The following is a 17306-nucleotide window of genomic DNA, read 5'->3' on the forward strand; positions in this document are numbered from 1 at the left end:
CGCTGGCCGGAGCTACGCTTCTGCTGCTGTCTCGCGCAGCCGCTCCGGGCAATTCGTCAGCCGCGCCGGCGATCCCACCGCGGTGCAGCCGGCGGGCACATCGGCCGTCACGACCGCGCCTGCGCCGACCTTGGCGAAGTCACCGACATGGATATCGCCCAGGAGGGTCGCGCCCGACGATAGCAGGACGCCGTTTCCGATCCGCGGGCCGCGGCCGGGCAGGGCGTCGTGCCGTCCGATCGTAACGTTCTGCAGAATGGTCACGTCGTCGCCGATCCTGCTGTGCGCGCCGATGACGATGCCGGTGGCATGATCGAGAAACGCCGACGTCCCGATCTCTACCGAGGGATGGATGCTCACCTGCAGCGCAGTGGAGGCGTCCGCCTGGAGCAGCAGAGCGAGATCCGGCTGCGCGTTGCTCCAGAGCCAATGCGCGACGCGATGCGCCTGCAGCGCGATGTAGCCCTTGTAGTTCAACAGCGGCGGCAGCAGCGCGGTCGTCGCCGGATCGTGCACGGCGATGGCGCTGAGGTCGCGGCTCGCGGCACCGACCAGGTCGGGCGTCGCTGCGTAAACGTCGAGGACGATGGCAGCAAACCGCGCTCGCGCGGCTTCGCTGCCGCCCAGGCGGGCGCCGATCTGATGCGCGACCGCGCTGCCGAGATCCGGATGATCGAGGACCGCAGCTGACAGCGCCCGGCCGAACAACGGATCGCGTGCGACGGCGAGCTCCGCCTCGTGCCGGATCGACGCCCAGAGCGCGGTGCTGGATCGGTGTGCCTCGGCCATGCCATTGCTTGCCTGATTGCAGATGCTGTTCTCATTATAGAACGGGCCGCGCCCGTCGCCAGCCGGTTTCTTGCCCGGCGTCACGGCAAGTGATAGCGTCCTGCCCATGATGATGATCGCTTCCATCGCTTCGGTGTTCTTCCTGAACCGTTGATGCGGCTCGCCCCAGGCGAGCGCTCGACGAGACGCAGACCTTGCGTCTTCCAGGATCAGAACCGGCCAATGACCGCGCTATCAGCGGCGATGTTCGCTTGGCCAAGCGATGAAAGATAAATCATGCCCGACAATTTCATGTCTGCAGGACAGACGCGCGCGCTTGCGCCCGCGCAGATCGACCAATTCATCAATGATGGCTTCGTCAGAGTCGAGGAAGCTTTCTCCCGCGAGCTCGCGGACGCGGCGCGCGCCATTCTCTGGCGCGACCTGCCATGCCGCGCGGACGATCCGACATCATGGACGCGCCCGGTCGTCCGGCTCGGCCAATACAATGACGAGCCGTTCGTGCGGGCCGTCAACACGCCGCGTCTTCACGCCGCCTTCGATCAATTGGTCGGACCAGGACGCTGGCGTCCGCGTCCGGGGCTCGGCACCTTCCCGGTGCGCTTTCCCCATCCCGACGATCCCGGCGACGCCGGCTGGCATGTCGATCTCAGCTTTCCCGGTCCTGAGTGCGGCGAGCCGGCGCAGCCTGGCTTCTCGCAATGGCGCGTCAACTGGCTGTCGCAGGGCCGCGCGCTGCTGATGCTGTTCCTGTTCTCCGACGTCAGTGAGCACGACGCGCCGACGCGCATCAAGATCGGCTCGCATCTCGACGTCGCGAGATATCTGCAGCCGGCGGGCGAGGCGGGGCGTTCCGCCGACGAGCTGAGCCAATTCTCCGCCAACCTCGATCGCCCGCAGGCGCTCGCGACCGGCCGGGCCGGCGACGTCTATCTCTGCCATCCCTTCCTGTCCCATGCCGCGCAGATCCACCGCGGCCGCGAGCCGCGCTTCCTCGCCCAGCCACCGCTACATCCGAGGGAGCCGATCAGCCTCGACCGCGCGGACGGCGCGTACTCGCCGGTCGAAGCGGCGATCCGGCTTGCGCTGGGAAGGAGCTAAACGTCGGGCCGGCGGCGCGTTCGATCTCCGAATGGCACCGCGCGCCTGAATCCTCGACCTCTGCGGGCTGCCGTGGTGATCACGCGCAGCAAGGCGCGGGCTTCATTTGGGCGGCGCGACATTCTGCAGGCTGCTGCCCGTCACGCAGCGTCACGCCTTGTCGCTTGGCGCCTGCGGTCCTCGTCAGTCCTCGGTGTGCAATCCATTGTCGGTGTTGTCGGCCGGCGGTCGTGGTATCGTCGGCCAGGCGTGACATCCGGGAGAGGAAGACCTTGCAGGCCGGCTCGCAGCCATCCACCTCGTCGAATTGGCTTCGCCACGTGCGGTTGCATGGCGTCGTCCGGATGATCGCGCTGCTGATGGCGGGAAGCGCGCGCGCGGACGTCGATACGAGCGCGCAGAACCTGATGGTGGTCGTCAGGGAGGCGATCGGGACCAACAAGGACACCGAGACGCTGGAGCCGATCGGGAAGTTGCGGACAAAGCTGCCCGACGGCAAGGAGGTCGAGTTCGAGCTGGCCGCGTTCCTGTTGCTCGGCGACATGCAGATCAGGTTCGTCTTCGATGGGCCGCAGTTCATGCCGAACGCCAAGCCGCAGGACCTCGCACGTCTGGGGCTCGCCCCGGCAGAAGCGCTCGCGCTGGCGGTGGCCAACATCAAGCGGGTCTACGGCGATCCGGTCGCCAAGCCCTGGGAGATGGAATTGATGCAGGTCGAGGGGAGGTCTCCCGACCTCGACAGCAGCTATGTGCTCGATCGGGCGTTCTGGCGGCATCTGCTGCGGGAGCATCCCGAAGGCCTCGTGGTCGCCGTGCCCAAGCGCGGCACACTCTTGTTCACGCCGGCAAACGAGGAAGCCAAGGTGCAGTGGCTGCGGGATAACATCGCCCGTCTGCACGCAACCAGCGGTAAGTTGCGCGTGTCATCCGCACTCTATTTGTTCAAGTACGATCGCTGGACGGTGTTTCAGTCACCGAAGAGCGAGTGACCTGGGCGCAATGCAGTCATTCGATGACAGTGGCTCAGCATGACACGGGAGGTTTTTGCATTGTCAACTCAAGAGGTACAAAGTTGGTCTCTGGATATGAACTTGGCGAACGGAATCTGGTTATGGGAGCTGAAATGAGCTTACGCGCCAAGGACCTTATGAAGCTTGCTATCCTGCTTGTTCTGGGTGGTGTCTATGGCGAGGCCGCCCAGGCGGACGAGCAGAAATGTAGTGCGCGTCGATTGTACGCAAACCTGATGAAGTTCGACAGCGATTGGGAGGTGGAGGAAAATCCACTGCCACCGCAAGCAAGAATGGAGGTGAGGTCCGTTGCTTTTCAGCCAGTTCGACGGCTGGCTATTCAAGATGGCGCGATCTATGCGGCTCCATTCAGATCAGACTTCAAGAAAGCCAGGATTCGAGTGGTAGGTAAGACGTCAGCCTCGATCGAATCCAGTTTCAGTATGCACCCGTTCCCGAAATGTGGGAAGCCTTTGCGGTGAAGAGCTACACACAGCCACGTGTGCGGTTCACGCTTTCCGCGCCAGATGGCAAGTGCGGAGCGCTAGCGCTCGTTCCGACAATTGACGGTACGGCGGCTTCCGAACCCCTCGCGATCGAGCGGTGGCAGTTCAACCGAAAATAATGCAATTGCTGCGATGTCCACTAGGGGTGTGTTGCTGGACTTCACTTCAATCTGGTTCCGGGAGCTGAAATGAGCTTACGCGCCACGGGCTATCTGAGGCTTGTTATCCTGCTAGTTTTTGTCGGTCTCTATAGTGAGGCCACCCACGCGGACGAGCAGAAATGTGGTGCGCCTCAACTTTACGCGAACCTCATAAAATCAGACAGCTATTGGATGGTTGAGGAAGATCCACTTCCACCAAAAAAGCGAATCGAGGTTGGATCGGTTGCATATCAACCAATCAAACAGCTTAGTTTTGATCGTGGTGCGATCTGGGTGGCTCAATTCGGGGCAGACTTTAATGAGTCTAGAATTCGAGCGGTGGGTAAAGATGTCAGCCTTGATCGAATCCGATTTATGCTCGTCTCCGGCCCCGAAATGTGGGAGGCCTTGATGGCGCAGAGGTATACGCAACCACGTGTGCGGTTCACACTTTCCGCGCCTGACGGTGAGTGCGGAGCGCGAGCGCTCGTTCTGACAATTGACGGTACGGCGGCTTCCAAACCATTCCCGATCGAGCAGTGGCAGTTCAGACGAGAAAAATGAAATTGCCGCCACATCCATCGGAATGAGGTGACAGTGCTGGACTGCCCCCCTGAAGTAAGAAGCGAGAGCGGATGCACTATCCTTTATTCGAGGCGCCAGCGCGCGCCGTATCTTGGCTGGTGCAAGTATGGCGCGAGGAAAGGTTGCTGGTCATATGGGTGGTTTGCCGTCGGATGACCAATATGTCCTCGTGGAGTTCAGGCAGCGGGATCTTCCTGGATTTGCCAACGTCAACTCGTACTTGAAAGGCGTTCAGGCGAAAGACGAGCTGAATTGGCACCTGTCCATGCTCTTGCTGTGCGAAGGCTTGGGCCAGTACCGCCTTCCCTCTGACGACGAACAGGCTTTGCTGTTTCGCTTTGAGGACGAAGTTCATAACGAGCTATTGCAGGCCGATGGTGTGAGGTTCTTGGCGCGAGTGACGCACGACGGCCGCAGGGAGCTGATCTGGCGGCTCGCAAATCCCGACGCTGCCAACGCCGCTTTGCAACGGATTCTGAATACACGGGAACACCCAAGGGAGTTCGATTTCCGTATCGATTACGATCCTCTTTGGCAGAAAGCTAAATGGTATCTCGAAGCTGTGCAGTCCAGCTAGCGAGAGTATGCGAACAATTGCAAAATGCGTGTCGAGTTGGGAGTTTCTGCGACACTGCAATAAATAAGTAATTCATTGCCTTCAACATGACACGGATGCTTGGTGCGCTGCAACCGGACTGTTCCTGTTCGTGTGCCGGCCAAACTCGTGGACGAGATTATGTCTCTGGTCCGCCATGTTCCGCGCGAGCTTCATCTCTACCTTGTGGGTAAACGCGCAATGCCTCGTGCTTGAGCCGCAGGTACGTGCTCGGATTGAATCCGGGGACAACGCTCGGCGTGAGTCGGGCTTGCGTTGATGGAGGACGAGATGCGCAGACATTTCGGTTTGAAGGCAGCATCCGCAGCAGGACGGTCGGCATTCACCGGGTCGTCTGGCGCTTCGCCGGACCGGACTGCATCCGAGGCTGTATCAAGGACCCCCTCGACCGGCAGGTCTTCAACTTCACAGCCCTCTTCCCCATGCTCCGAGCAGCCGTACTCGCCGGCGAGCTGGCGGGGCTGCCATGGTCGACGATCGACCTCCAAGATGTCGTGGTAGGTCAATGGGGGGCATGGTGTCATTGCCCTAGTCGAGCCGCGCTCCGCGGTTTCCAATGGCCCCGGGTTCAGAATTGCGCCGGACACCTTGCCTGCGGTGTCCCTGACAAAGGCGATCCGCGTACGGTCGCCGCTATCCGCATGGAATTCCGTGCTCGATATCGGCGTCACGGCAACCGGCTTTCCTTCCTCGAAGGTCTTAGCGAGTGACAGCAGCGTTGAGCAATCTTCGATGCAGTAATGCGCATATTTCTTTTTACGGCGTAGATCCACGGGTCCTCTATCGAGGACACTGATTGCCCCGTTTCACACGTCGCCAGACTCTAGAAGTCACCGCCGCGCGAAAGCAATTTCGGGATTTCGAATAAAAGGCGCACCCCGCTGGGGCGCGCAGCGACGCCCGCCGAGCAATTGGCGTTAGTGCATGCGCGGGAGGAAAGTTAGCAATACTGAGCCGTCATCACTCAGAAACAGTCGATTATCGCCAAAACCTTGAGTAGAAGACTTTCGCACGTCGTAGTCCCGGCGATCGGAAAAAAAGATCTTCACTGAGCGCGCTTCCTTCGAAACGATCACGTCATCTCTTGCAAGCTCTAGCAGAATTCGATCAACTCTGGGATCATCCGGATCAACGTATTGACGTACGCCGATGACAGTATCGTCCTTCGTGAGCAGCCAGTCATAGAAGCCGAGCCAGTCTCCAGCACCGCTATCTCGAAATACTGTTCCGGCCATACTAATTAAATCACTCTCGATGATAACTGCATCAACAAAGTATGCTGGCCGCAGCTTTGGAAGACAGACGACAGACAGGGGTTCGGGGGCAGACATCATTGTTGTGGCCTAGCCGCGTTAGCCGCGCGATCGATGATCAACATATCAATCACCTTCTCTGCCAGTTTGACGTTGAACTGCTATCTCGCGATTCCCAAGATATGATCTATGATCTGCACACGCCTGACTGCGCTGCCCGGACGGATTGCGATCGTGATCGCGAGTCCAAGGGACGGACGGCGCAGCCAGACGCCTCAGCGGACAGCGGAGGCTCCGCGTTGTGGCCATGAGACGTCTCCGTGACTGACATGTGGCATATTTGACCCATATCTTGATGGATATCGAGTTGAAAGTGCGCTGATTTTCGGCCGAGCGACTCGATGGTTCGCCCATCCGTGGCTGGTCTTTTTCGCTCTTACCGAATTTTTTTCTTTCGCTTTTACAGAAACTGTGCTCTACTCCCGTCCATCCTGCTTCGCCACGAGGGGCGTATCGCGATCGTCACGACACGTGAAGCGGGGAGGCGATGGCCGCTGGCTTGCCGCAGTGCGTCTTGGACGTGCGGACGAACGGCAGTTGGCGGACGTGAAGTCGTGTGGTCCTGACGCCGCGGTGCTGGCGTCAAGTCGGCGGGGGATGATGATCCCTGCTGGCGACGGTGGCTAACGAGCCGTACACCGGGGAGAACACGATATAAGCGTTAAGACCATCGCGCAGGGAATGCCGGAGTTCGGCTGAACCTGTGGTGACTGCCGCCTGCTTTTTTTGTTGCAGGCGGGCCATGGGTTGCGGCCAGCGCCCGGCATTCCCTGCGCCCTCGTGATCTCGGAGGGCCGATCGACCTTCAAGCCTCGGGCGCACTGGCGTCGCGGGATCGAACCGATGCGCGCCGGCATCCGCCGACCATTGCGCCAGGCTCGGAACGAGCTGTCCCGCGGCCGAGATGACGTCCCCGACGCCTTGCCGGACGAACTTTTCCAAGAGAGCAGACCCATGCGCGCAGTGGCGGATCGCCCAGCGTCCGGGCGCTCGCGCCGTCCGGCGTGATATGATCTACAGGGGGCGTTCATGGTGGACCTTTCTTGACGTCTCGCGCGCACCGGCGTGCAGGACATATCCGGAGTTGCATATGCCCTCTCACCCCGCACATTCGCTCGCCCTCGCTGCGGAAACGACCGAACTCCTGACCTCGCTCGGCGTCGCGCCGGAGCGTCTCCGGGGCGGCCCGCGCAGCGCGCGCTCGCCGATCACAGGTGAGGTGCTCGCGCAGGTGCACGACCACAGCCGGGCCGAGGCCACCGCGGTGATCGGCCGCGCCCATGCCGCGTTCTTGCAGTGGCGGTCGCTGCCGGCGCCGAAGCGCGGCGAGCTGGTGCGGCTGCTCGGCGAGGAGCTGCGCGCCAACAAGGCCGCACTCGGTCGCCTGGTCTCGATCGAGGCCGGCAAGATCGTGTCCGAGGGGCTCGGCGAGGTTCAGGAGATGATCGACATCTGCGACTTCGCCGTCGGCCTGTCGCGCCAGCTCTATGGCCTGAGCATCGCCACCGAGCGCGCGGAGCACCGCATGATGGAGACGTGGCATCCCCTGGGCGTCACCGGCGTCATCTCGGCGTTCAACTTTCCAGTCGCGGTGTGGGCCTGGAATGCGGCGATCGCGCTGGTGTGCGGCAACAGCATCGTCTGGAAGCCGTCGGAAAAGACTCCGCTGACGGCGCTGGCGACCGACGCGCTCTTGGCGCGCGCGATCGACCGCTTCCGCCGCGACGGCGGCGAGGCGCCGGACGGACTCGCCGGCCTCCTGCTCGGCGGCCGTGACGTCGGCGAGATGCTGGTCGACGATAACAGGGTGCCGCTGGTGTCGGCGACCGGCTCGACGGCGATGGGCCGCGTCGTCGGCGCCTGCCTCGCCGGCCGCTTCGCCCGCGCCATTCTCGAGCTCGGCGGCAACAATGCCGCGATCGTCGCCCCCTCGGCCGATCTCGATCTCACGCTGCGCGCCGTGGCCTTCGCGGCGATGGGCACCGCCGGCCAGCGCTGCACCAGCCTGCGCCGCCTGTTCGTGCATGCCGAAATCTATGAGCAGCTGGTGCCGCGCCTGAAGCAGGCCTATGCCTCGGTGGCGATCGGCAATCCCCTGGAGCCGGGCACCTTGATCGGCCCGCTGATCGATCGCGGCGCCTATGATGTCATGCAGGCCGCCTTGAGCGCCGCGCGGGATCACGGCGGCCGCGTGTTCGGCGGTGAACGTGTCGCGGTCGGCGGCTGCGACGAGGCCTATTATGTCCGTCCCGCGCTGGTGGAGATCGCCGCCCAGAGCGGTCCGGTCGAGCGCGAGACGTTCGCGCCGATCCTCTACGTGATGCCGTATCGCGATCTCGATGCTGTCATCGAGCTGCACAACGCGGTGCCGCAGGGGCTGTCGTCGTCGATCTTCACCAACGATCTGCGCGAGGCCGAGCTGCTCGTGTCGTCGCGCGGCTCCGATTGCGGCATCGCGAACGTCAATATCGGTCCCTCCGGTGCCGAGATCGGCGGCGCATTCGGCGGCGAGAAGGAGACCGGCGGCGGCCGCGAGTCCGGCTCGGATTCATGGAAGGCCTATATGCGCCGCGCCACCAACACCGTGAACTACGGCCGCAGCCTGCCGCTGGCGCAGGGCGTCAAGTTCGACATCGGGTGATCACGGAGATGTCTCCCGTCGGCGGAACTGCTTCGCCTACTCGTGCGTTGCGCGCTGACAGGGAGATGCACCATGGCAGCGAAGACGAAGACCACCACGAAGTCCGCGCGCGGACGCAAGCAGGACCGCGCCCGCGTCGCGGGCGGACAGGACTACGAAGTGCGCTACGAAGCCGAGAAGAGCGGCCGCTCGGCCTCGGCCGTGAAGAAGGCGGTCAAGAAGGTTGGCAACAGCCGCAAGACCGTCGAGCGCAAGCTCGCACACTAATGCTTCTGCGGCCGCTGCGGCGGCCGCAGCGAGCCCTTGGTCCAGCCCAGCGCCTTCGGCGAGTGCAGCGGGTCGGGGCCGTCGCAGGCGGGGCAGATCTGCTCACGGCGCTCGCCCTTGCCGTGGCGCACCGCAAGCGGCCGGCCGCAGGTCGGGCAGGGCTTGCGCAGCAGCCACGCGGTGGGACGCTTCATGATTACCTCTCCCGGTCGAGGCCTCAGGCTAGGACATCTCGGGGTGGTAGCGGAATCACTTATTTGAATCCCGGCGCTTCTTCCGGTTCTCCGCGCCCTGAACACTCAGGGCAGCTGTCGCCGATCGCGCCGAGGATCTGCTCGATCGCGGCGATCGCGTCTCCGGGCGAGACGCCGCGCGGCGGATCATCGCGGGCGATGCGAAGCGCCCGTGCCACGGCGTGCGGATCGCCGCGCTCGCGCATCCAGCCGTGCGCGTCGCAGTCGACGATGGCGCCGGCCTCGCGCAGGGTGGCCACGGCCCAGCCTTCGAGGCTGCGTATCGGGTTGCGGCGTGTGACGGTGGCGGACATCGTGCGAATCTCTCCGGCTGAGAGAATCCACCAGCCGCCGGGCATTTCCAGTCCCGGCGCGCAGGGCAGGGATTCCGGAATGGAGGGGCTGGCTTTTTGGGCCGGACACGAGCGGCTTGAGAACGCCGCCGGCCGCGGCCATGCTGTCCGGGGTTTTGGCAAGCGGATGCGACGACCATGCAGATCAAGGCGAATGAGGATGTGCTGCTCATCATCGATGTGCAGAACGATTTCTGTCCCGGCGGCGCGCTCGCCGTGGCGGACGGCGATGCGGTCGTGCCGGTCATCAACCGGCTGAGCGCGCGATTCGAGCAGGTCGTCCTGACGCAGGACTGGCACCCCGCGAGCCATGGCTCATTTGCCTCAAGCCATCCGGGCAAGGCGCCGTTCGAGAGCATCGATCTGGCCTACGGCCCGCAGACGCTGTGGCCGGATCACTGCATCCAGGGCACGCCGGGGGCGGCATTTCACCGCGACCTCGCGACCGACAAGGCGCAGCTGATCATCCGCAAGGGTTTTCGCCCGGGAATCGATTCCTACTCGGCGTTCTTCGAGAACGACAAGACGACGCCGACCGGTCTCTCCGGCTATCTGCGCGAGCGCGGTTTCAGGCGGGTGTTTTTGGCCGGGCTCGCGACCGATTTCTGCGTCCACTATTCGGCCGTGGATGCGCGGCGGCTCGGCTTCGCGGCCGTTGTCATCGACAATGCCTGCCGCGGCATCGATCTCGGCGGTTCGATGGCCGCGGCGAAGGCACAAGGCGCGGAGGCCGGCGTGATCAAGATCGCGGAGCTGGCATGAGTTAGCCGGTGTGGACGGCGCGCGCGTCGACGTCGCGCAGATCGCGCTCGGGGGTGGCGATCAGGTCGTCATCGGCGCGATGCAGCCGCCCGAGCTCGAACACGAGCAGGCCCGGGCGGTAGCGGCGGCTGCGCGGGTCCTGCTCGAGCAGGCCGCAATCGCGCAGCGAGCGCAGCAGGCGCGACGTCGAGCTCTTCGGCTTGCCGGTCATGACCTGCACGTCGGCAAAGGAGAGGTCGGTCCGGGAGGTTGAGAAGCAGCGCAGGATGTCGATGGCGTTGGTCAGGGCACTCATGTTGATACCTTGTGGTCCATGTTTCGTAGTCTCAGTGCAGCCGGGACGAGCGGATGCGGGTGACGGCGGCATCGATGTTCGTCCAGGCCGGCTTGTCCGGGGCGAACTGGCTGCGCAGATAGCCGACGAGCTCGGCGAGCTGCGCGTCGCTCAGATGGTCCTTGAACGCCGGCATGTAGCCGAGCTCGGACGAGGCCGGCTTCATGATGCCGTGCAGGATCACCTGGATCAGATTGTCGGGCGTGGCGCCGTGCAGATTGCTGTTGAGCGCCAGCGAGGGCCGGCTGCCAAACAGCGGCAGGCCGCCGACCTCGTGACAGACGGCACAGGCGCCGAGATAGAGCCGGGCCGCCGGGGACGAGGCCGAGGTCACCTTGGTGCGCGCTTCCAGCTCCGAGGCCATCGCCTCCAGTTTCGCCGGCTCGGGCGATGGCGCCTGAAAGGAGCCGAGATAGGTGGCCATCGCGCGGATGTCAGCATCGGGCAGCGTCGCGAGATCCTTGACGATCGGCGCCATCGGTCCCGCGGCCACGCCGTGGAAGCGCGAGTGGCCGGTGCGCAGATAGGTGTAGAGCTCGTCTTCCGTCCACGGGATCGGCGCCGACGAGAGCGAGCTCAGCGCGGGTGCTTCCCAGCCATCGGCAAAGCCCCCCGCCAAATAGGCGTTGCGTGGCTCGGCGCCGAGCGCGTTGCGCGGCGAGTGACAGGCGCTGCAATGGCCGAGGCTCTCGACCAGATAGAAGCCGCGATTCCACTGCTCCGATCTGGTCGGATCGGGCTTGAAGGATTGAGAGCTGTGAAACAGCGCATTCCATCCGGCGACCAGCGGCCGCAGGTTGAACGGGAAGCGCAGCTGATTGTCCGGCGCCTGCTGCCGGACCGGCGGCTGCGCCATCAGATAGGCGTACAGCGCCTGCAGGTCGGCATCATCGGTGCGCGCAAAATGCGTGTAGGGAAATGCCGGATAGAGTTGCCTTCCGTCGCGGTGCACGCCCTCGCGCATCGCGCGCTCGAAGGCGGGATAGGACCACGCGCCGATGCCGGTCTCGACATCCGGCGTGATGTTGGCGCTGAACAGCGCGCCGAACGGCGTCTCCAGCGCGCGGCCGCCGGCGTTGATCAGGCCGCCGTCGGCGGTGTGGCAGACTGCGCAATTACCGAGAGCGGCGAGCGCCTCACCGCGCGCAATCGTCGCCGCCGAGTAGACCGAAGGATCGGGACGCGCGATCGGGGCGATGGCGCGCCACGGCAGCACGGCGGTTGCGACGCCGATGGCGGCGGCGCAGGCCGCGACCGCACTGGCGACGAGACCGCCGCGCTTGGCGAACGGCTTGAGCCAGGTCGTCGTTGGCTTATCCGGCGCGGGAAGGGGCTGTGGCTTGACTGGCTCGACCTGTTCGCCGCGCAGGCCCTGCAGAATGCGTTCCGGCGTGAATGGCGGCTCGCGCAAGCGAACGCCGGTGGCGTCATAGATCGCGTTGGCGATTGCCGCGGCGCTTGGCACCGATGCTGATTCACCGACGCCGAGCGGCGGCTGATCCGGCCGCGGCAGCATCAGCACGTCGATCTTGGGCACCTCGGGGAAGGTGATGATCGGATAGGCGCCCCATTCGCGCGCCGCGACCTTGCCGCGCGCGAACGGAATTTCCTCCATCAGCGCCCGGCTGGTCGACTGGATGACGTTGCCCTCGATCTGGTGGCGCACGCCGTCCGGATTGATCATCAGCCCGGAATCCTGGCCGGCGATGACGCGGGTGACGCTGACGTCGCCGGTGGTCGTATTCACCGCGACATCGGCGATCCAGGCCGACCAGGCCGCGCCATAGCCGGGGAACTTGCTGTGGACATAGAGCGCGTAGGCAAAGCCGCGGCCGTGGACGACACCGTTCTCGGGCGTCTTCTCCTGCCGCACCGGGCGCGGCGTCCAGCCGGCGCGCTCGGCCACCGCATTGACGAGATCGCGGGCGCGCTCGTCCTTGAGATAGCGCAGCCGGTATTCGATCGGATCGACTTTCGCCTCGGCGGCGAGTTCGTCGATATAGGACTCGTGAGCAAACGTGCTCGGCAGCGCGGAGACGCCGCGGATCCAGGAGGCGCGGACGATCGGCGGCATGTCATGCGCTGTCACGCGCATATTGTCGTAGTCGTAAGGCGGGATCGCGGTGCGGTCGCCCATCTCGAAGATGGCCGGCTCCGGCGCGATGCGGCCGGTGAGCAGCAGCGCCAGGGTCGGCGCGCCGTTCGAGGGATAGCGCGTGGCGTACTCATAGGCCGCCACCGAGCCGTCGGCATTGAGGCCGCCATTGACGTCCATCAGCTGCGCGGTGCCCTTGGGCTCCCACAGATGCTCCTGCTCGCGCGACAGCTGCACGCGCACGGGACGGCCGACGGCGCGCGACAGCAGCAGGGCATCGGCGGTGACGTCGTCGGCGCAGTTGCGGCCGTAGCAGCCGGCCGCCTCCAGGCGGATCAGCTCGATCTGAGGCTCGGGGCAGTCGATCAGCCTGGCGAGATCGGTGCGCAGAAGATGCGGGTTCTGCGTGCCCGAATAGATCCGGATCTGGCCGTCGCGAACATCGGCGACCGCGCAGGACGGCCCGATCGAGCCGTGCATCTGATACGGCCAGAGATAGGTGCGCGGCATCGGCTTGGCGGCGCCGGCGATGGCGGCATCGACATCGCCTTTGTCAAGCAGTCGGCGCGGGCTCGACGGATTGGCGCGCAGCGCGTTCTCGACGTCGTCGAGATCGCGCAAGGTCGGCACCGGCTTCCAGCTCACCTTCAGCCGCTCGGCCGCGAGGATCGCATTTTCCTCGCGCTCCGCGACGACGCCGATGAAGTCGCCGATCACGACGACGTCCACCAGACCTGGAACGTCGCGGACCGACTCCTTGTCCACACCGATCAGGCTGGTGCCGATGAACGGGCCGGCGTCGACGCCGACATAGGGCGGACGAACGACGCGGCCGTGCAGCATGCCGGGAACGCGGACGTCGTGGACATAAGTGAGCTCGCCGGTCGCCTTCGCCGGCAGGTCGACGCGCGGCACCGAGCGGCCGACGATCTGATAGTCGTCCACCGCTTTGACGGCGACGTCCTCGGCGAGATCGAGGCGGATCGTGTCGTCGCCGATCAACTCGCCATAGCTGAGCACGCGATTGTCGGGACCGCGGACCAGCCCGTCCTCGATCGTCAGATCGATTTCAGCACGTTCGAGCTGCGTCGCGGCCCGCGCCAGCAGGAAGGCGCGTGCCTGCGCCGCCGCCTTGCGCAGCGGCACTGCGGTGATCTGGATGGTTTCGCTGGCGATGGTCGCGCCCTGGTTCGGCACGACGGCGGTGTCGCCGAGCACGACCACGACGCGGGCGAAGGATACGTCGAGCTCCTCCGCGACGATCTGTCCCAGGGCGGTGCGGATGCCGGTGCCGAGGTCGACATGGCCGTTGAAAGCCGCGACCTCGCCGTCCCTGGTGATTCTGATGAAGGTTTCCGACGACCCGTCGCCGACGCGACGCTCCACCGTCAATACGCCGCGCGGATGATCCGCAGGTTGTTCGACGCGGTCGGCCATCAGTCCAGCGCCTCGAGCGTGTGGCCGGCTGCGCGCATCGCGGCGCGGAGGATTTCGACATGAGCGCCGCAGCGGCAGAGATTGTAGCGCAGCGCCTGCTTGATCTCGTCGAGCGACGGATCGGGCTTGATCGCCAACAGCGCCTTGGTCGTCATGATCATGCCGTTGAGGCAATAGCCGCATTGCGCGGCCTGCTCGGCGATGAAGGCCTGCTGCACCGGATCGGGCGCCTCGCGCGAGCCGAGTCCTTCCAGCGTCGTGATGCTGCGACCGACGCAGCCTTCGATCGGAATGACGCAGGCGCGGGCGGCGCGGCCGTCGATCAGCACCGTGCAGGCGCCGCATTCGCCGAGACCGCAGCCGTATTTCGGGCCGTTCAGGGCGAGGTCGTTGCGCAGCACGTGGAGCAGGATCGTGTCGGGCCCGGCCGCGACGTCATGCGCCTGTCCGTTCACGGTCAGCCGAATCGTTGCTGGCGTCATGCCCTTTTGCCGTCTGCTATGCTATCGTTAACGAGGATGAAATCGCGATCGCCCGGAGCGTATCGTTTGTGTACTAACATGCAAGTGCCACGTTTTGCGCTGCAGTGCGTGCACGATTTGTCGTCATTGTGCAGGGCAAACTGATCGTTTATCCGGCAAACGTGCCTTTCGGGTGCGGCAACGCTTGACAGTCGGCAGAGGGGCGCGACATCATTCGTATACGAACGAATTACCGCGGTGCGGGCCGCGGCTGCGACCACCGCTTCAAGATGGGCATCTCCGCATGGTGACTGAGACGGCAAGCGACGCTGCAGGGGACAAGATCCGCTGCGATGCCTGTCCGGTGATGTGCTACATCAAGCCGGGTGCCGCCGGGGCCTGCGATCGCTACGCCAATCAGGACGGGGTGCTGGTGCGCGTCGATCCGCACATCCTGCTGGAACGCACGGTGTCGCACGGCGGCAAGCTGGTGCCGTTCCAGGCCAGCGGCGACTGGGATGGCAAGATCGTGCACCAGCCTGAGCTGTTCGTGACCGCGATCGGCGCCGGCACCACCTATCCGGACTATAAGCCCGCGCCCTTCATCGTGTCGTCACAGGTCGAAGGCGTCGACATGGTCACGGTCGTGACCGAGGGCATCTTCAGCTATTGCGGCGTCAAGGTGAAGATCGACACCGATCGTTATCTCGGGCCGGAAGCTGCGACGGTGCGGGTCGACGGCGAGGCCGTGGGACACGTGACGACCAGCGAATACGGCTCGCAGATGCTGTCGCTCGGCGGCGTGCATCATCTCACTGGCGGTTCCAAGAAGGAGGGGCGCGTCACCTGCGATGCGCTGATGGACCTCAGCAACCGCAAGGCGGTCGAGCTCACCATCGACGGCGGCGCCAGCGTGATCGTGCAGGCGGGGCAGCCGCCGATCGTGAACGGCGTCAAGGAAGAGCGCATGCGCGTCGGCTGCGGCTCGGCGACCATCGGCATGTTCGCCAAGCAGTGGCAGGGCAAGGTCGACGAGGTCGTGGTGGTCGACGACCACATCACCGGCGTGCTGTCGGAACACCAGGCCGGCAAACTGCTCGACATCGCGGCGACCGGCATCAAGATGAAGGGGCGGCGCTCGACCCCGGGCCGCTATTTCCAGGTCGCGCAACCCGGCACCGGCTGGGGCGGCACCGACATTTCCGATCCGTTAGCGATTCTCGGACCGTTCGATCCGAAGACGGCGAAGCCGGGCACGACGCTGCTGATGGTGTCGACCACCGGCGAGCATGCCGGCTACTACGTGCTCGACGAGAGCCTGAAGCCGGTGCAGCGCGACATGCCGCCGGAGCTACAATTCTCGGTCGAGCGCATCCAGGAAAACTGCGAGCCGGCGCTGTGCACCGTGCTGTTCATGGCCGGGGCCGGCGGTTCGCTGCGCGCGGGCGTCACTGACAATCCGGTGCGGCTGACGCGCTCGGTGAAGGATGCGCTGACGCGCGTAACGTCGGGCGGCGCGCCGGTCTATGTCTGGCCCGGCGGCGGCATCACCTACATGGTTGACGTAACGCAGATGCCGGCGGGCGCCTTTGGCTACGTGCCGACGCCGGCCCTCGTGGCCCCGATCGAGTTCACCATGAAGCTGTCCGACTATGAGGCGCTCGGCGGCCACATGGATTATGTACAGCCGCTGGCGTCGCTGAAGGACGTCAGCAAGGACATCCGCCAATTGCCGTGGCCGAGGCAAGGCTCATGAGCCGTCAGCCACAGATCGCCGTCTTGCCCGATCGCCGGCTGCATCTGCAGGACGGGCCGATCGATCTGATCATCGGCGCCGATGGCGCCGAGGCCGACATTCGCACGGCTTATCGGGCTGCCGCGGAGCGCTTCACGGGTCTGCTCGATGATCTCTGTTCGGAACTGTCCGAACTGCGCAAGGCCGCCGACCGGGATCGTTGTCGTCTGAACGGTGTCGTCGCGCGCCGCATGCACGCCGCGGTGGCGCCGTTCGCCGCCGACATGTTCATCACCCCGATGGCCGCGGTGGCCGGAGCGGTCGCTGAAGAAATTCTCGGTGCGATGCTGGCGGCGGCGGCGTTGCCGCGCGCCTATGTCAACAATGGCGGCGACATCGCGCTGCATCTGCAGGATGCCGCGACCTTCAGCGTCGGGCTGATGGACCGGCCGGACGCCAATGGCGTGATGCGTAGTCTGACGCTTCGCTCCGAGGATGCGGTCCGTGGAATTGCCACCTCGGGCCGTCATGGCCGCAGCTTCTCGCTCGGGATCGCCGATGCCGTCACGGTGCTGGCGCGGAGCGCTGCGCAGGCCGACGCTGCGGCGACCGTGATTGCGAATGCCGTCGATCTGCCCGGACATCCGGCCGTGTACCGCCGTCCCGCCTGTGAGCTGCAGCCGGACAGCGATCTCGGTCATCGTCTCGTCACCTGCGAGGTCGGCGCGTTGGATGATGCTGACGTGGCGACCGCGCTCGCTGCGGGTGAGCAGGTTGCGCAAGCCTTGCTGTCGGACGGCCTGATCGAGGGCGCCGTGCTGCAGCTCTGCGGGGCCATGCGCGTCGCCGGGACGCGCGCGGTCGAGATCCATCGTCCGGCGCAGTTGCGGGCGGCAGCGGCGTGAGGTTTGATGCATGATGGGCTGGA

General features: G+C 64.9%; 19 protein-coding genes. 10 read left to right on the plus strand and 9 right to left on the minus strand.

The genetic code is table 11. From position 1 onward, the window contains the following. Positions 1 to 12: 12 nt before the first annotated feature. Entirely contained in the window at positions 13 to 789 is a 777-nt protein-coding gene (locus ACQR07_RS23515) for a serine O-acetyltransferase (RefSeq protein WP_434904592.1), read from the minus strand. Between the two features lie 276 nt (positions 790 to 1065). Here ACQR07_RS23515 and ACQR07_RS23520 point away from each other — a divergent pair, with 276 nt between their 5' ends. The 5 genes from ACQR07_RS23520 to ACQR07_RS23540 all read left to right on the plus strand — a co-directional run bounded on the left by ACQR07_RS23520 (position 1066) and on the right by ACQR07_RS23540 (position 4708). Further along, positions 1066 to 1890 carry a phytanoyl-CoA dioxygenase gene (locus tag ACQR07_RS23520; RefSeq protein ID WP_434904502.1) on the plus strand — a complete coding sequence of 275 codons (825 nt, stop codon included), beginning with the start codon at positions 1066 to 1068 and terminating at the stop codon, positions 1888 to 1890. Between the two features lie 344 nt (positions 1891 to 2234). Continuing rightward, a complete protein-coding gene (locus tag ACQR07_RS23525; RefSeq protein ID WP_434904503.1) occupies positions 2235 to 2879 on the plus strand; it encodes a hypothetical protein in 645 nt (214 codons plus the stop codon). A gap of 134 nt (positions 2880 to 3013) precedes the next feature. Beyond that, entirely contained in the window at positions 3014 to 3382 is a 369-nt protein-coding gene (locus ACQR07_RS23530) for a hypothetical protein (protein WP_434904504.1), read from the plus strand. 212 nt (positions 3383 to 3594) lie between these two features. Continuing rightward, positions 3595 to 4110, plus strand: a complete 516-nt coding sequence (locus ACQR07_RS23535) for a hypothetical protein (protein ID WP_434904505.1) — start codon at positions 3595 to 3597, stop codon at positions 4108 to 4110. Between the two features lie 127 nt (positions 4111 to 4237). Then, positions 4238 to 4708 (plus strand): DUF695 domain-containing protein, encoded by a 471-nt coding sequence (locus ACQR07_RS23540; RefSeq protein ID WP_434904506.1) that lies wholly within the window; start codon positions 4238 to 4240, stop codon positions 4706 to 4708. A gap of 197 nt (positions 4709 to 4905) precedes the next feature. On the opposite strand, the gene ACQR07_RS23545 is transcribed toward ACQR07_RS23540, so the two are convergent. From ACQR07_RS23545 to ACQR07_RS23555, 3 genes are all read right to left on the minus strand, one after another. Beyond that, positions 4906 to 5520: a hypothetical protein gene (locus tag ACQR07_RS23545; RefSeq protein WP_434904507.1), complete on the minus strand. Its 615-nt coding sequence runs from the start codon at positions 5518 to 5520 to the stop codon at positions 4906 to 4908. Positions 5521 to 5664: 144 nt separating this feature from the next. Further along, complete coding sequence (locus ACQR07_RS23550; protein ID WP_434904508.1) at positions 5665 to 6081, minus strand: hypothetical protein; 417 nt, start codon at positions 6079 to 6081, stop codon at positions 5665 to 5667. Between the two features lie 561 nt (positions 6082 to 6642). Then, entirely contained in the window at positions 6643 to 7002 is a 360-nt protein-coding gene (locus tag ACQR07_RS23555) for a hypothetical protein (RefSeq protein ID WP_434904509.1), read from the minus strand. Positions 7003 to 7150: 148 nt separating this feature from the next. On the opposite strand from ACQR07_RS23555, the gene amaB reads away from it, so the two are divergent. Both amaB and ACQR07_RS23565 read left to right on the plus strand, forming a co-directional pair. Then, on the plus strand, positions 7151 to 8701 hold the full coding sequence (gene amaB / locus ACQR07_RS23560; protein ID WP_434904510.1) for an L-piperidine-6-carboxylate dehydrogenase: 1551 nt from the start codon (positions 7151 to 7153) through the stop codon (positions 8699 to 8701). Between the two features lie 72 nt (positions 8702 to 8773). Beyond that, positions 8774 to 8968 (plus strand): DUF3606 domain-containing protein, encoded by a 195-nt coding sequence (locus tag ACQR07_RS23565; protein ID WP_434904511.1) that lies wholly within the window; start codon positions 8774 to 8776, stop codon positions 8966 to 8968. On the opposite strand, the gene ACQR07_RS23570 is transcribed toward ACQR07_RS23565, so the two are convergent. Together ACQR07_RS23570 and ACQR07_RS23575 are read right to left on the minus strand one after the other, a co-directional pair. Next, entirely contained in the window at positions 8965 to 9162 is a 198-nt protein-coding gene (locus ACQR07_RS23570) for a hypothetical protein (protein WP_434904512.1), read from the minus strand. The two genes, ACQR07_RS23565 and ACQR07_RS23570, sit on opposite strands and share 4 nt — an antisense overlap. Positions 9163 to 9221: 59 nt before the next feature. Beyond that, on the minus strand, positions 9222 to 9515 hold the full coding sequence (locus ACQR07_RS23575; RefSeq protein WP_434904513.1) for a hypothetical protein: 294 nt from the start codon (positions 9513 to 9515) through the stop codon (positions 9222 to 9224). Positions 9516 to 9692: 177 nt separating this feature from the next. Here ACQR07_RS23575 and pncA point away from each other — a divergent pair, with 177 nt between their 5' ends. Then, positions 9693 to 10316 carry a bifunctional nicotinamidase/pyrazinamidase gene (pncA, locus tag ACQR07_RS23580; protein ID WP_434904514.1) on the plus strand — a complete coding sequence of 208 codons (624 nt, stop codon included), beginning with the start codon at positions 9693 to 9695 and terminating at the stop codon, positions 10314 to 10316. Between the two features lies 1 nt (position 10317). Here pncA and ACQR07_RS23585 read toward each other — a convergent pair whose 3' ends face one another. Genes ACQR07_RS23585 through ACQR07_RS23595 form a run of 3 tightly spaced genes read right to left on the minus strand, consistent with a single transcriptional unit; the run spans position 10318 to position 14664 of the window. Next, on the minus strand, positions 10318 to 10611 hold the full coding sequence (locus ACQR07_RS23585; protein WP_434904515.1) for a helix-turn-helix domain-containing protein: 294 nt from the start codon (positions 10609 to 10611) through the stop codon (positions 10318 to 10320). Positions 10612 to 10642: 31 nt separating this feature from the next. Continuing rightward, positions 10643 to 14182, minus strand: a complete 3540-nt coding sequence (locus ACQR07_RS23590; protein ID WP_434904516.1) for a molybdopterin cofactor-binding domain-containing protein — start codon at positions 14180 to 14182, stop codon at positions 10643 to 10645. Further along, positions 14182 to 14664, minus strand: coding sequence for a (2Fe-2S)-binding protein (locus ACQR07_RS23595; protein WP_434904517.1), 483 nt, complete (start codon positions 14662 to 14664; stop codon positions 14182 to 14184). The genes ACQR07_RS23590 and ACQR07_RS23595 overlap by 1 nt, the downstream gene beginning before the upstream one ends. A 283-nt stretch (positions 14665 to 14947) precedes the next feature. On the opposite strand from ACQR07_RS23595, the gene ACQR07_RS23600 reads away from it, so the two are divergent. Beyond that, complete coding sequence (locus ACQR07_RS23600) at positions 14948 to 16399, plus strand: 6-hydroxynicotinate reductase (protein WP_434904518.1); 1452 nt, start codon at positions 14948 to 14950, stop codon at positions 16397 to 16399. Continuing rightward, the gene (locus ACQR07_RS23605; RefSeq protein ID WP_434904519.1) at positions 16396 to 17283 is read left to right on the plus strand and encodes a UPF0280 family protein; all 888 of its coding nucleotides are present in this window, start codon (positions 16396 to 16398) and stop codon (positions 17281 to 17283) included. The genes ACQR07_RS23600 and ACQR07_RS23605 overlap by 4 nt, the downstream gene beginning before the upstream one ends. The last annotated feature ends 23 nt before the right edge of the window (positions 17284 to 17306 follow it).

The sequence above is a fragment of the Bradyrhizobium sp. HKCCYLS20291 genome (genome assembly GCF_051167715.1).
Taxonomy (GTDB): Bacteria; Pseudomonadota; Alphaproteobacteria; order Rhizobiales; family Xanthobacteraceae; genus Bradyrhizobium.